The sequence below is a fragment of the Cystobacter fuscus genome (assembly GCF_044360685.1).
GTDB classification, from domain to species: domain Bacteria; phylum Myxococcota; class Myxococcia; order Myxococcales; family Myxococcaceae; genus Cystobacter; species Cystobacter fuscus_C.
Map to the genome: position 1 here is coordinate 11,193,057 of NZ_CP043491.1, position 13,919 is coordinate 11,206,975.

Below are 13,919 nucleotides of genomic sequence, written 5' to 3' on the forward strand. Positions count from 1 at the left end.
GGCGCCCGCCGAGGCGCTAGACGAATCCTCTGACACCTTCCGTGACACCTTCCGCGGAGCGCGGCAGCAACACGGTGAACGTGGTTCCCTCCGCCTCGGTGGAGCGCACCTCGACGCGGCCCCCGTGGGAGCGGGCGATCTGCTGGACGATGAAGAGGCCCAGACCCAGTCCGCACGTCGGATGTCGGCCGTCCGTGGCCCGCCGGAAGGGCTCGAAGATGAGCGGGAGCAGGTCCGCCGGGATGGGTGGACCCCCGTTGCGAACCTCCACGCACACGGCGTCCCCCTCGTCGCGCAGCACGAAGTCCACCGGAATGCCCTCGGGGCTGTAGTCCAGCGCGTTCTTGCCCAGGTTGCCGAGGAGCTGCGCGAGCCGGTCCGGATCCCACTCGCCCTGGAAGCTTCCCACCATGCTCAGCCGGAGCTGTCGCTGGGGGTTGCCCACCTCGAGCTCCTCCACCACCTGCCGGCAGATGGCGAGCAGATTGGCCGGACGGGGACTGATGGGAATGCCGCCGCCCAACCGTCCGCGGGTGAAGTCGAGCAGGTCGCCAATCATCCGCCCCATGCGCTCGGCGCTGATGGCGATCCGGCGCACGGCTTTCAGGTGGTGCTGGACCGCGCAATCCGAGCGCATCATCGCGTTGACGGACAGGAGGATGGCGTTGAGCGGATTGCGCAGATCATGGGAGACGATGCCGATGAAGCGCTCGCGGAACTCCGCCGCCTGCCGCAGCTCCGCCTCGGCACGCTTGCGCTCGGTGATATCGGTGTTGACGGCGACCGCGCCCACGATGTCCTCCCCCATGCGAACGGGAGCGGCGGCGCAGCGCACCACCAGGTCCTTGCCCGTCAGCAGATGGCGGGCGAGGACCTCTTGGATGGTCGGCCGCCCATGGAAGGCCCGCATGAAGGGCTCCTCTTCCAGCGTGAGCCGGTGGCCGTCCTCGGCGGAGCGGTTCTGGAGCCGCTCCCCCAGGAGGGTGACGTGCTGATTCAGCGCCTCCAGTGATTCGAAGCCCAGCATCTCCAGCGCCGGAGTGTTGGCCAGCCGGATCCCGGTGGCATCTCCCACGTACAGGGCATCCGGGATGCTCTGGAGGATGGCCTCGAGGATGGCCGCGTTGCGCGCCAGTTCCTGCGCGGCGCACTTGCGTCCGGTGATGTCCAGTGCCGTGCCCAGGAAGCGGATGGGCCGCCCCGAGGCATCGCGGTGGACCTGGCCTTGCGAGCTCACCCACCGCTCCTGCTGGTTCTCGACGGGAAGGGTACGGAACTCCATGGCGAAGGCCCCCGTGCTGCCCGGCGCGAGGCTCTCCCATACGAGGCGGTCCACCTGGAGGCGATCCTCGGGATGCACGCGCGAGAGGAAGGTGGGGTAATCCACGGGAGCACCGGCTGGCAGCCCGAAGAGGACCCGCAAGCGCTCGTCCCACTCCAGCGCGCCCGTGGCGGGGTCCATGTCCCAGATGCCCAGTTCCATGGCCTCCGTCGCCAGGCGAAGCCGCTCCTCGGCGACGCGCACCTTCTCGGCGGCGAGCGCCTCCTCCCGCCGGCGCGCCCGCACCATCTCCGTCACGTCCAAGGCGAAGGCGATGACGGCCTCCACCTGCCCCTGGGCACCGCGCATGGGCTCGTAGACGAAGTTGAAATACACGTCTTCGATGGCCCCACCCTCCAGGCGAGCCAGCCGGGCGGGCATCTCCATCCCCACGAAGGGCACGCCCGTGGTGAGCACCCCATCCAGGCACACCTCGAAGCCCTGGCCCGCGGCCTCGGGCAGGGCCTGGAACAGGGGCTTGCCCAGCACGTCCTCCGGGCGGCGGCCCCAGAGACGGCACACCTGGGGATTGGCCAGCTCGATGACGTAGCCGGGACCCCGGAAGATGGCGATGGCGGTGGGCGCCTGCATGAAGAGCGAGTGGAGCCACTCCCGCTGGCGCTCGGCTTGCGCGCGGGCCTGGGAGGCCAGGACGAGCGACTCGTCGCGCACACGCACCGCCTCCCGCAGTGCCTCGTTGGCGGACTGGAGTTCCTGGCCCCGGCGGAGGAGTTCCACCTCCATCTCCAGATTGCGGCACTGGAGGGCCTCGGTGCGATCGCGCTCCTCCTCGCGGCGGCGGGACAGGCGCACGAAGTCCGTCACGTCCTCCACCCGGTGCAGGAGGTAAAGCACCTCGCCCTCGGGGGAGAGGACGGGGGTGTTGATGGGACTCCAGTAGCGCTCCTCGAAACCACCGCCTTCGGCCTCGGGACGCCGGATGTCGTACTTCTGCACGGCCATGGTGTCTGGCGCGCGAGTGGCCACGGCCCGCTCGAGCGAGGCACGCAGGTTGCGCACCCCGGTGGCGTTCGGATCCGCCGGGTTGTCGGGGAACACCTCGAAGAAGGGGCGGCCGAGAATGCCCTCGCGAGTCGTCAAGGTGGCACGCAGGTAGGCATCACTCACCGCCACGAGGGTGAAGTCCGCGTCCGGGATGGCGACCAGATAGAGGCCTGGGCTCTGCTCGAAGAGGAGCTGGAAGTCAGGTGGGGACGGCAGGGGCATGGGCGTGGTGAAGCAGGTCAGGCAAGGAGTCACGGGAAGGGGATGACCCGGGCGGGATGGCTCGCGAGAGACTGGCCGTCTGGCGGCACCTTCCGCCATGTCTCCACTGTTCAACAGGGAGACCTTCCCGCGGCTTCTGCCCATCGGCTCGAATGCCAGGCACACAACCCGTTGGCCTGTGCGCGACACCAGAGGCGTCCAGACGTTCCCTTACCCATCCGCTCGTCGAAACGTGGAAGATTCCGGCCCATGGACCAGAGCACACGCGAACACTTCACCCGCCTGCACGGCACGGACGCCGAATCCCGCGCGGCCTCCTTCATGCACCTCCTGGAACTCACCCAGCAGCCGGTGGAGTGGGCCTACGAAGTCTGGGATGAGTTGCTGACGCTGCTGCGCGAGGGCGACAACCACCAGCGGGCCATCGGGGTGCAGTTGCTCAGCGGCCTGGCCAGGAGCGACCCCCAGCAACGGATGTTGAAGGATCTCGATCAACTCATGGCGGTGACGAAGGATGAAAGGTTCGTCACGGCCCGGCATTCCCTCCAATCGCTCTGGAGGGTGGGGACCGCCAGCCCGGCCCTCCAGAAAAAAGTGGTGGACCGCTTGAGCCAGCGCTTCCGGGACTGCGCCACCGAGAAGAACGGGACCCTCATCCGCTACGACATCCTGGAGGTCTTCCGGAAGATCTACGACCAGGTGCACGACGAGCACTTGAAACAGCATGCCCTGGCGCTGAGCGAAACCGAAGAAGACCCGAAATACCGCAAGAAGTATTCAGGGCTCTGGAAGGATCTCGTCGCCAAGAAGCGCGGCGCGAAGGGATAGCGCCTCGGCGGCACTTGATGTCGCTCACTCCGCCACGGGCGCGGGCCTCGGCCATGAAATGAGACCCGCCCGGTCGAGCAGCTCTCGGATACGGGAGGTGAACGCCACGTGCTCGGGGTTGCTCGCCGTCATGGGTTCGGGAGAGAGGACGAGGAGCCAGCCGAGGGTGCCCACCGGCTCGATGCGCACGGGCGCGGGCAGCGGGGGCAGCCGGCCCCGGCTGCGTGACAGGTACGTCAACCAGCCCACCCGCACCTCGAACCCCTGTTTCTCCAACAGCTCCACCATCTCCGAGGAGCTGGCCATGGCGAAGTCGGGGTCCCACGCGGTGGCCATGACGGTGAGCACTTCGGCCAGAACCGAGACGCGCAGGAGCCGCTCCCGTATCGGGCTCTCCCGGGTCACTTTCAACAGACATGAATTGGGCGCCCACGAAGTATACATACCACAGTGGATGCGGATGTCCGTGGCTTCTTTCTTCGCATTCCACATCGACTGACTGAAGCCCATATCCTCGATGACGTGCTTACTGACGTCCGTGCGACTCCTGCCCTTGAGGAGCCACTTCTCCAGCGCCTCCACCTCCGTGTTGACAGGATGGCCTGGCAACTCGCGGGGGAAGCCTCGGCCCGCCCTGTACCACTGGACGAAGGACGGATCACACCGCGCCAGCATGTGGAAGAAGAGTTCCGCGCGCCGTGCACACTCCAGCGCCGTCTCCTTGCGTGGTCCCCAGTACGCCCCCACGTAGTAGTCTTCAGTCATGAGTGTTCCTCCGCTTAGCGCGTGGGTGATGTATGATGGATGGCCATGTTGTGCCATCCCCTTCGCGTGGCTTCCTTCCGAAGGAATTGCGCGACTTTGGCATCGGCAACATGCCATGTCAGCGGCAGTCCCAAGTCGTGGGCCAACCTTGACTGTTTACCGGCCTGTTCCATCATCTGGTCGAATTTGCCGGAGTTCTTGTACCAGTACTTGGGCGTGCCATCCGGATTGAAGAAGGCGCAGTAGCCAGGACCCTTGGCTTCCAACAGCTCCTTGCCCCGGATGCCATCGAACTCCACTTCTCCAATCATGTAGACCCACCACGCGGGCCGTCCCGTTATCTGTTCCTGGTACTCGCGGGCCTGCTGGGACTCGGTGGTGGGTTTCTTGTACGTCCACTTGCCGGGACCCTTCGCCACGGTCGTCTGAGAGGACTTCCCCTTCTTGCCGCTCGCGCCTCCGGTGCCTCCCTGCCTTTTCCCCGCCATGTGGAGGAGAGAGAGGTTTCCCAGTGCCATGCCCCCGGTGGTGCTCGCGGCGCCTCCCACCACGACCGCTCCGCCCAGCGCCAGTTCTCCCCTGGCCGTGAGCGACAGCACCGGCAGTTCCGCCCCCAGCCCTCCTATGCGCCCTACCGTGGCCTCCGCCCCCCCAAGCAGCATGAGCACGTGCGTGGACAGACGCGCCGCCTCACGAATCTGGTCCTCCCGGGACATGGCCCCGTAGCGCGCGAAGTACTCCGGCGAGGAGGCGATGAGGCCCGCCACCGTGGTGGGCAGTTGGGCCAGGTCCTCCACGGTGCGGATGGGATGGAGCAGGCACTGGGCCGTCGCCACCACCATTTCCCCCAGGGCGACCTGGGCTCCATCCAGCGCGGCGCTGAGCCAGTCCTTGCCCAGGCCCAGTTCGGCCAGGGGTGGGCTGTCCACGCGCCTCAAGGCCTCGTTCACCGGATAGAAGACGCCGCCTCGCGAGAAGTAGAAGTCACCCACCGCGAGGTTGCCCACCCGCCACTCGCCCTCCACCAGTTGGAGCTGCCCCAGGCGCTGCAGGGGCGTGCCGGTGAGCGCGGTCGCCAGGTAGCCATCCGGTCGCACCATCACCAGCAGCCAGAAGCGCTCGGCACGCCACTTCAAGTCGGCGTACTCCACGCGCTCGCCGCCCGCGAGCACCTCGCGCAGCAGCCAGCACAGCACCCGGCGCGGGGCGAAGTTCCGGTACGTCACGGGCGTCCTGGTCAACTGCGCCAGCAGTTGACGCGCCTGCCCCAGGTAGAGCGCTGCGCCCGCCGGGTGCCGTGCTTCTTCCCCGAGGCCACTGGCCTCCTGCACCACCTGAAAGGGGTCCGCCGTGTCCTCGAGAAATCCGCCGGAGCCTCCCGCCGCCTCTCCAGGCACGGGAACGGCCTCGGGCCGCCGAGGTGTGGAGTTGTCGTGGAATGAGGAGGCCCGCGAGTGGAGGCCAATGCCGCGGGTCAGGCTCCCGCGCGGAGCGCCCGTGGCGCACCCGGCCAGGAGAACGACGGCGGCCAGGGCAAACAATGCCTCACGGCGGCCCACCTTCGCGACATGTCCACTCCCGGGAACGAACCCGCGAGTCTTTGACGGCAACATGAGAGACCCCCCCGTTGGTCGTACCGCTCCAACAGGGTAGTCCCCTTGGCTGACGCTCCTCGAACCTAGATCGAGAACACCTGCTCGGGAGGCGCATCGCGCGCGTCCCGGGGCCGCGAGTTGTAGGCGAGCGATTCGGCCAGACGCTCGGGCTTCTCCGAGCGCGGCATCCTCATCAACTGGAGGAAGGCCTCGCGGTCCAGGCGCAGGCGCGGGTTGGAGACGCGCTCGTGGCCAATCGTGCTGAACGTGCGCCCGCCGTAGTCATGCGCGGGGAACACGAGCGTGTCGTCGGGCAGCGACAGCAGGCGCTCCAGGCTCTCGTACTCGGCCTCGGGGTCGCCCGTGGGCAGGTCCGTGCGGCCCGTGGCACCGATGAGCAGCGTGTCGCCCGTCAGCACCCGGTCGTCCAGCACCAGCACGAGCCCATCGGCCGTGTGGCCCGGGCTCGCCCAGACGCGCACGCGCACGTCGCCCACCGCGAGCACATCCCCCTCGCCCAACGGCCGTTGCACCGCGTGCGCGGGCGCCCCCATGTGCACCGCGTTCATCATCCGCGCGAGCTCCCGCCCCCCGGACAGATGGTCCGCGTGGGTATGCGTGTCCACCACGGCGATCAACTGCAGCCGGTCCTTGCCCAGCCGCCGCAGGTAGCCCGGCACGAGCTCCAACACCGGATCCACGATGATCGCCTCGCGCGTCCACGCGCTGGCGATGAGATACGTGCGACAACTGGCTCCGCCGTTCAGCTCCTCGAAGATGAGCCCCTTCACCCCAACCCCCGTCCGTGCCGCGAGTAGTACCCGCGTCAACCTAGGCACGGTCCACCCCCCAGCGAGGTCCAGCGGCCCGCCGGACACCCCAGGCGCTCGGAAGTCGACGATCCGGGGCGGACGTCAGCGGGCGGAGGTGGGCACGGCCGCGTTCAGGTGCGCGTGAAGTGTCTGGGTACTGACATACAGGAACTGCGCGTCCCCGAAGGCCAGCCCGTCCCCATCGAGCAGCGCCTGCTCCTCGCCGCCGAGCTGCACCGAGTTGACGTAGGTGCCGTTCATCGAGCCCGCGTCGCGCAGGGTGCAACCGCCATCCGCCTCGCTCCAGCGGAACATGGCGTGCACCTTGGACACGGACGGGTCATGCACCACGACGGAGCAGCTCGTCTCCAACCGGCCCACGGCGAAGACCTCGCCATCCTGCTTGGGGTGGAGGAAGAGCACCTGCAGGTGCTCGAAGCCCTGCAACATGGCGAGCAGCCGGTCCGTCAACCGCGAGCGGTGCGCCATGAACACCGTGCGCGAGCCTCCCATCTGCTGGGCCACCATCTGGAACACGAGCGAGGGCGGCTGCTGGATGAGCGCCACGGGGCCATGTTCGGCCACGAACGTCTCCAACTCCACCCGGGCCCGCGCCCGTAATTCCTTCACCGAGGGCATGGCGCGCCACGCTAGGCGCGCGCGCCGCGCGTGCCAAGAGCCTTGGCTCGGGTATGGTGCACCCCCACACCCTCCAGGCAGCCGCAGGAGAGCGCACTCATGGCGAAGGCGAAGTACGTGCTGGCAGTGGACCAGGGGACCACCGGGACCCATGTCTCCATCCTCGACGACAGACTCCGGGTGGTGGGCAGCTCCTACCGGGAGTTCCCCCAGCACTTCCCCAAGCCCTCGTGGGTGGAGCACGACCTGGACGAAATCTGGGCCACCATCGAGCAGTGCATCCGCTCGGCCCTCAAGGACGCCGAGCTGTCGGGCAAGCAGATGGCCGCGGTGGGCATCACCAACCAGCGCGAGACGACGGGCCTCTGGGAGCGCTCGAGTGGCAAGCCGCTCGCCCGCGCCATCGTGTGGCAGGACCGGCGCACGGCCGAGCACTGCGCCAAACTGCGCGCGCAGGGCGAAGAGGCCCGGGTGCGCGAGGCAACGGGCCTGGTGTTGGACCCGTACTTCTCCGCCACCAAGCTGTCCTGGCTGCTCGAGCACGTGAAGGGAGCGCGCAAGCGCGCCGAGAAGGGCGACGCGTGCTTCGGCACCATCGACACCTGGCTCGTCTACAAGATGACCGGGGGCCAGTCGCACGTCACGGACGTCACCAACGCCAGCCGCACCCTGCTCATGGACGTGAAGCGCCTGGCGTGGGACGACTCGCTGCGCACCCTCTTCGGCGTGCCGGCCGCGTGCCTGCCGGAGATCCGCGGCTCGGCCGAGTCCTATGGCACCACGCGCGGCATGCGCTCGCTGCCCGACGGCATCCCCATCACCGGCATGGCGGGCGACCAGCAGTCGGCGCTCTTCGGCCAGGCGTGCTTCGCCCCCGGTGAGGCCAAGTGCACCTACGGCACGGGCGCCTTCCTGCTGATGAACACGGGCGAGACGCCGGTGACGTCGAAGGCGGGGCTGCTCACCACGGTGGCGTGGAAGATTGGGGACCAGACGACGTACGCGCTCGAGGGCAGCTCCTTCATCGCCGGAGCCGCGGTGCAGTGGCTGCGCGACGGGCTCAAGGTCATCAAGAAGTCCTCGGACGTGGAGACGCTCGCCGCGAGCGTGAAGGAGAGCGGGGACGTGGTGTTCGTCCCGGCGCTCGCGGGGCTGGGGGCGCCGCACTGGCGGCCCGAGGCGCGCGGCCTGTTCGCGGGCATGGACCGCTCCACCACGGTGGCGCACCTGGCGCGCGCGGCGCTCGAGGGCGTGGCGATGCAGATTCATGACCTGGCCGAGGCGATGCGCCAGGACAGTGGCCGGCAGATTCCCGCCTTCAAGGTGGACGGGGGCGCGTCGGCCAACAACCTGATGATGCAGTTCCAGGCGGACATGCTGGGCACCGAGGTGGTGCGCCCGAAGGACTTGCAGACGACGACGCTCGGAGCGGCGTTCCTCGCGGGCCTGGGCGCGGGCGTGTGGAGCGGCACGGACGCCATCCGCCAGGCGTGGAAGGTGGGCAAGGTCTTCAAGCCGAAGATGAAGCCCGAGGTGCGTGAGAAGTACCTGACCAAGTGGCGGCGCGCGGTGGAGCGCGCCTGAGGGGAGCAAGCACACCATGGCCTACGACAAGACGCAGTTGAGCGCCGCGGAGCTCGAGCGTTTCCTCGCCGAGCACACCGGGTGGAAGCAGGAGGGGGGCATGTTGCGGCGCACCTACGAGGCGCCGAGCTTCCTCGCGGGCATCGAGTTCGTGAACCGGGTGGCGAAGGCGGCCGAGGCGGCGGACCACCACCCGGACATCGACATCCGGTGGCGCAAGGTGACGCTGGCGCTGGTGACGCACGACGCGGGCGGGCTCACCTGGCGCGACACGAAGCTGGCGGCCGAGGCGGACACCCTGTTCGCCCAGGTGGCGTCCTCGAGCTGATGCGCGCGGGACTGCTCCTCACGGGGGTGGTGCTGGCGGCGCCGGGGGCGCGGGCCCAGGACGACGTGCCCGTGAGCACCCGGCCCGAGCGGCTGTACCTCAACTCGGGGGTGCTCATGGGCTCCTCGCGAGAGGTGGGGATGGGCGGCGCCTACGTGGGCATCGCCGAGGGCGTGGTGGGCTTCGCGAGCAACCTGGCGGCGCTCGCGCACCGCTCCCCCCGCCTGGACAAGGAATGGGACGTGGGCGTCACCCTGTCCTGGATGGACCTGCCGCTGGCGGAGGCGCGCGGCAAGGACCTGGACAACGACGGCGCGCCCGACGACGCCCCGGAGACGTTGCAGCTCTTCGGCGCCGTCATGTTGCAGTACCACAACGTGGGCGTGGGCTTCTCGCTGCGCAACTACAGCGTGGGCTACTGCAACACGCCCGCGTGCGACCGGGATGATCTCATCCGCGTGTCGCAGCTCCACGCCTCGCTGGCGGGCGCCGTGGCGCTGGGCCGGGACGATTTCATCCTCGGCTTCGGCATCTACAGCGCGCAGGCCGTCTTCAACCACCGGGGAGAGGGCGACTGGTTCTACGGCAACACGGGCGTCGCGTTGGATCTGCTCTACCGGCCCCTCGGACGGCCCTACCGGCTGGGCCTGTCGGTGCGGCCGGAGCTGCGGGGACCCTGGAAGCCCCAGGAGGGGCAGGCCCCCTTCATCGCGGGCCGGCAGCTCTACTCGGCCGTGGTGTCCCCCTCCACGGTGTCCCTGGGCTTGAGCTGGCGCATGGGCGAGGGGGCCGAGCTGTACAACCGGCTCTCGCCCGCCGCGCGCCAGCAGATGCTGGAGGGCGACTACTTCGCCGAGGTGCCCCCCGAGCTCGACAGCCGGGCCGTCGAGGGACGGTGGCTCTTCAGCGTGCAGGCGGATCTCCTCTCCTCGGTGGAGAACGCGGTGTCGGTGCACTCCTTCACGGCGCTCACCCCCGCCGAGCGCGTGGGCGGCTCGGCCCTGGTGCAACCACGCGCGGGGGTGGAGTACGAGCCGTTCCTCGGACGGTTGCGCCTGCGGATGGGGGCGTTCATCGAGCCCTCGCCCTTCGAGGGCCGCCCGGCCCGGCCGCACCTCACCGGCGGCTTCGAGCTGTTCCTCTTCCGCTACCTGGATGACTGGGCGGTGACGGCCTCCTTCGACCTGTCCCGGCGCTATTCCGACTTCGGCATCTCCGTGGGCTTCTGGCGCTAGGACCCGTGGCCTCGGATTGTCCCGGAAGAAGGTGGTCAACTCGCATCATGCTTTTCGCGGTGGGCGAGGGCTCGAGGGGCTCCGTGCGCCTTCCGGGGCCTCCCTCTTCTTCCGGGGCGCCGCCTCGCGGGCCACGTCCACGAAGGCCCGCAGCGCGGGCGATACCTGCGCGCGGCTGGGGAAGTAGAGGAACAGGCCCGGCACCAACGCCGCGTAGAGCTCCAGCACCACGCGCAGGGTGCCTCGCCGCAGTTCCTCCGTCACCATGGGCTCGAACGCGTAGGCGAGTCCCACCCCGGCCTCCGCCATCCGCAGCATCAGGTGGCTGTCCGAGGTGAGGACGGGCCCCCGCACCGGCACGCGCCAGCTCCGCTGCCCGCGCTCCAGCTCCCACTGGTAGATGCCTGACGTCGTGGGGGAGCGGATGCAGATGCAGTCATGGGACAGCAGGTCGTCTGGCGTCTCCGGCGTGCCCCTGCGCTCCAGATACGAGGGCGCGGCCACCACCACGAACCGGCACACGTCCGATAGCCGGACCTGCACCATGTCCCGCTCGATGGACTCCGTCAGGCGGATTCCCGCGTCCAGCCCCTCGGCCACGATGTCCACGAAACGGTCCTCCACCCGGACGTCCACCTCCACCTTCGGGTAGCGCGCGAGGAAGCGTGGCAGCAGCGGCGCGATGAGGGTGGACACCGCCATGGTGGGAACCGTCAGCCGCACCCGGCCCGTCACCTCCCCCGGCTGCACCGCGGCCGTCTTCAGCGCCTCCAGCGCCTGGTCCACCGCCGGCCCGGCGTTCTCCAGCAGGCGCCGCCCCGCCTCCGTCAGCGCCACGCTCCGGGAGGTCCGCGTGAGCAGGGGGATGCCAAGCCGTTCCTCGAGCTGGCGGACGGACTGGCTCAGCGCGGACGGAGAGATGCCGAGCTCGGCGGCCGCCGCCGTGAAACCGCGCTTCCGGGCCACGGCGAGGAACGCATTCAGGGCATTGAGCGAGGTGGAGGTCATCTTGAAGTATTTCTAAATGACCCATATGGATCCTGCCAGTGTCGCCCGCCGTTCCCGGAGCGCATACCTGGGGACACGTGGAACCCCAGGCCACGAAACCTCCCAAGGAGAACCCCATGCCGAAGACTGCTGCCTATGCCGCCCCCGCCGCTGGAAAGCCGCTGGCGCCCTTCTCGTTCGAGCAGAGAGAGGTCGGCCCCCATGACGTGCTCATCGACATCCTCTACAGCGGGGTCTGCCACTCCGACATCCACCAGGCCCGCGACGAGTGGGGCGGCGCCATCTTCCCCATGGTGCCGGGCCACGAGATCATCGGCCGCGTCAAGCAGGTGGGCCAGCACGTCACGAAGCTGAAGGTGGGCGACATGGCGGGCGTCGGCTGCATGGTGGACTCGTGCCGCGACTGCCAGACGTGCCGCCGCGACCTGGAGCAGTTCTGCGAGCGGGGCATGGCCGGCACCTACAACAGCACGTACATGGACCGGAAGACGCCGACCTACGGCGGCTACGCGTCCCGCATCGTCGTCACCGAGCACTTCGCGCTGAAGGTGCCCGAAGGGCTCGACCCCGCCGCCGCCGCGCCGCTGCTGTGCGCGGGCATCACCACGTACTCGCCGCTGCGCCAGTGGAACTGCAAGAAGGGCGACCGCGTGGGCGTGGTGGGCCTGGGCGGGCTGGGCCACATGGCCGTGAAGCTCGCCGCGTCCATGGGCGCGGAGGTGACGGTGCTCAGCACGTCCCACTCCAAGGAGGCCGACGCGCGCCGCCTGGGCGCCCAGGGCTTCGCGGTCACCAAGGACGCGGACACCTTCAAGAAGCTGTCGGGCCGCTTCGACCTCATCATCGACACCATCTCCGCCCCGCATGACTACAACCAGTACCTGGGCATGCTGCGCCCCCAGGGCACCATGGTGGTGGTCGGCGTACCGCCGGAGGCGGTGCCCGTGCATGCGTTCTCGCTCATCGGCGGGAACAAGCGCCTGGCCGGGTCGATGATCGGCGGCATCGCCGAGACGCAGGAGATGCTCGACTACTGCGCGAAGCACAACATCGTGTCGGACATCGAGATCATCCCCATCCAGAAGATCAACGAGGCCTACGAGCGCATGATGAAGGGCGACGTGCGCTACCGCTTCGTCATCGACATCGCGAGCCTCGAGCGCGCGTAGCGCGAGCGCGCTCGAGGGCTCAACCCCGGCGGCCTGGACGGCGCCTCGCGGCCTGGCGGCCTCCGGGCAACTGCCGGCCCGCCTCCTCCAGGTGCGCGGAGCGCGGGGGCCGGGCCGCGTGGGTCTCGACGCCCTCGGCGTCCTCGGGCAGCGGCCGGTCCTCCTCCCGCCGGAGCGCGGGAGCACCGAGCAGCCGGGGATCCGGCTGCCAGTTGAAGAGCAGGATGGCGATCAACACCATCATCACCACCGTGCGCCGCAGGGACGCGGATTCCTGGAAGAGTGGATGTGGAGTCATCAGCCTCCCAACAACCGCCGGGGGAAATCTCAGCCCGCCTGCTTCAGGAACAGCGCCAGTTTCTCGTAAGCCAGCGCCAGCGCGGGAATGGGGGCGCTCTCGTTGGCCTGATGGGCCTGGGCCGTCTCGCCCGGCCCGAAGTTCACCGCGTCCACGCCCAGCTCGGAGAAGCGCGCCACGTCCGTCCACGCCTGCTTCGACTCCGCCGGCAGGCCCGTGAGCGCCATCAACCGCTGGAAGAGCACGTTGTCCGCGCACACCCGGCCGCTCGGCGCCAGGTCGAGGAACTCCAGCTCCGCCGCGTCGCCCACCAGCTCCCGCACGTCCTCCTGCGCCCGGGCCACCGGCTTGCCCGGCGCGAAGCGGTAGTTGAGGTTGAGCTCGAAGGACTCCGGCACCACGTTGCGCGCGCGCCCGCCCGACGCCTTGGTGATGCTCATCACCTCGTGGAAGGTGAAGCCGTCCTGCACCACCTCGCGCCGGGGCCGGGTGAGCAGGTGCGCGAGCAGCGGCCCCGCCTTGTGGATAGCGTTCTCCCCCTGCCAGGGCCTCGCCGAGTGCGCGCTGCGGCCCTTGAAGCGCAACGTCACGTGCATCGTGCCCACGCACCCCACCTGGACCACCCCGTCCGTGGGCTCCATGGCGATGCCAAACTTCACCCGCTTGAGCTCCGGCCGCGCGTCGAACAACGGCCCCAGTCCGCTCTCCAGGTAGGGGCCCTCCTCGCGCTCGTAGAGCACCCACACCAGGTTCACCGGCAGCCGCTCGCGGGGCAGGTCCTCGGCGAGCGCCATCATCACCGCCAGCCCGCCCTTCATGTCCGAGGCGCCCAGGCCGTACACCCGCTCGCCCTCGATGCGCGCCGGCCGGTCCTCCGGGTGGGCGGGCACGGTGTCCAGGTGGCCCACCAGCGCCACCGTGGGCCGCTCGTCCTGGAGGTGGCCCAGCACCAGCGAGTGGCCCAGGCGGAACACCTCGTTGCCGGGCAGGTGCGAGCGGGCCCAGTGCTCCACGTGGTCGGCGAGCGCCCGCTCCTCGCCAATGGGGCTGGGGATGCGGCACAGGGCCAGGGTGGACTGCGCGAGACGGGTGGCGAGATCGGTCATGGAA

At 69.2% G+C, this 13,919-nt stretch carries 13 protein-coding genes; 5 read left to right on the plus strand and 8 right to left on the minus strand.

What is annotated here, in order from left to right:
* Positions 1-16: 16 nt before the first annotated feature.
* A complete protein-coding gene (locus F0U63_RS45730; RefSeq protein ID WP_395841245.1) occupies positions 17-2,581 on the minus strand; it encodes a PAS domain-containing protein in 2,565 nt (854 codons plus the stop codon).
* 216 nt (positions 2,582-2,797) lie between these two features.
* Here F0U63_RS45730 and F0U63_RS45735 point away from each other — a divergent pair, with 216 nt between their 5' ends.
* On the plus strand, positions 2,798-3,376 hold the full coding sequence (locus F0U63_RS45735) for a hypothetical protein (RefSeq protein ID WP_395841247.1): 579 nt from the start codon (positions 2,798-2,800) through the stop codon (positions 3,374-3,376).
* A 24-nt stretch (positions 3,377-3,400) separates the two neighbouring features.
* Here the strand turns inward: F0U63_RS45735 and F0U63_RS45740 are convergent, their stop codons facing one another.
* The 4 genes from F0U63_RS45740 to F0U63_RS45755 all read right to left on the minus strand — a co-directional run bounded on the left by F0U63_RS45740 (position 3,401) and on the right by F0U63_RS45755 (position 7,187).
* Positions 3,401-4,141: an Imm52 family immunity protein gene (locus F0U63_RS45740; RefSeq protein WP_395841249.1), complete on the minus strand. Its 741-nt coding sequence runs from the start codon at positions 4,139-4,141 to the stop codon at positions 3,401-3,403.
* 14 nt (positions 4,142-4,155) lie between these two features.
* Positions 4,156-5,538: a Tox-REase-5 domain-containing protein gene (locus tag F0U63_RS45745; protein ID WP_395841251.1), complete on the minus strand. Its 1,383-nt coding sequence runs from the start codon at positions 5,536-5,538 to the stop codon at positions 4,156-4,158.
* Between the two features lie 281 nt (positions 5,539-5,819).
* Positions 5,820-6,575 carry an MBL fold metallo-hydrolase gene (locus F0U63_RS45750; protein ID WP_395841253.1) on the minus strand — a complete coding sequence of 252 codons (756 nt, stop codon included), beginning with the start codon at positions 6,573-6,575 and terminating at the stop codon, positions 5,820-5,822.
* A 75-nt stretch (positions 6,576-6,650) separates the two neighbouring features.
* A complete protein-coding gene (locus F0U63_RS45755; protein ID WP_395841255.1) occupies positions 6,651-7,187 on the minus strand; it encodes an FHA domain-containing protein in 537 nt (178 codons plus the stop codon).
* 99 nt (positions 7,188-7,286) lie between these two features.
* Between F0U63_RS45755 and glpK the strand changes: the two genes are divergently transcribed.
* The 3 genes from glpK to F0U63_RS45770 are packed head-to-tail and all read left to right on the plus strand — an operon-like array spanning position 7,287 to position 10,334.
* Positions 7,287-8,771, plus strand: a complete 1,485-nt coding sequence (gene glpK / locus F0U63_RS45760) for a glycerol kinase GlpK (protein WP_395841257.1) — start codon at positions 7,287-7,289, stop codon at positions 8,769-8,771.
* 16 nt (positions 8,772-8,787) lie between these two features.
* Entirely contained in the window at positions 8,788-9,099 is a 312-nt protein-coding gene (locus F0U63_RS45765; RefSeq protein ID WP_395841259.1) for a 4a-hydroxytetrahydrobiopterin dehydratase, read from the plus strand.
* Entirely contained in the window at positions 9,099-10,334 is a 1,236-nt protein-coding gene (locus F0U63_RS45770) for a hypothetical protein (RefSeq protein WP_395841261.1), read from the plus strand. The genes F0U63_RS45765 and F0U63_RS45770 overlap by 1 nt, the downstream gene beginning before the upstream one ends.
* Positions 10,335-10,379: 45 nt before the next feature.
* Here F0U63_RS45770 and F0U63_RS45775 read toward each other — a convergent pair whose 3' ends face one another.
* Complete coding sequence (locus tag F0U63_RS45775; RefSeq protein WP_395841263.1) at positions 10,380-11,342, minus strand: LysR family transcriptional regulator; 963 nt, start codon at positions 11,340-11,342, stop codon at positions 10,380-10,382.
* A 116-nt stretch (positions 11,343-11,458) separates the two neighbouring features.
* Between F0U63_RS45775 and F0U63_RS45780 the strand changes: the two genes are divergently transcribed.
* Positions 11,459-12,511, plus strand: a complete 1,053-nt coding sequence (locus F0U63_RS45780) for an NAD(P)-dependent alcohol dehydrogenase (RefSeq protein ID WP_395841265.1) — start codon at positions 11,459-11,461, stop codon at positions 12,509-12,511.
* 19 nt (positions 12,512-12,530) lie between these two features.
* Here F0U63_RS45780 and F0U63_RS45785 read toward each other — a convergent pair whose 3' ends face one another.
* Positions 12,531-12,809: a hypothetical protein gene (locus F0U63_RS45785; protein ID WP_395841267.1), complete on the minus strand. Its 279-nt coding sequence runs from the start codon at positions 12,807-12,809 to the stop codon at positions 12,531-12,533.
* Positions 12,810-12,838: 29 nt separating this feature from the next.
* Positions 12,839-13,915 carry a succinyl-diaminopimelate desuccinylase gene (gene dapE, locus F0U63_RS45790; RefSeq protein ID WP_395841269.1) on the minus strand — a complete coding sequence of 359 codons (1,077 nt, stop codon included), beginning with the start codon at positions 13,913-13,915 and terminating at the stop codon, positions 12,839-12,841.
* Positions 13,916-13,919 lie beyond the last annotated feature (4 nt).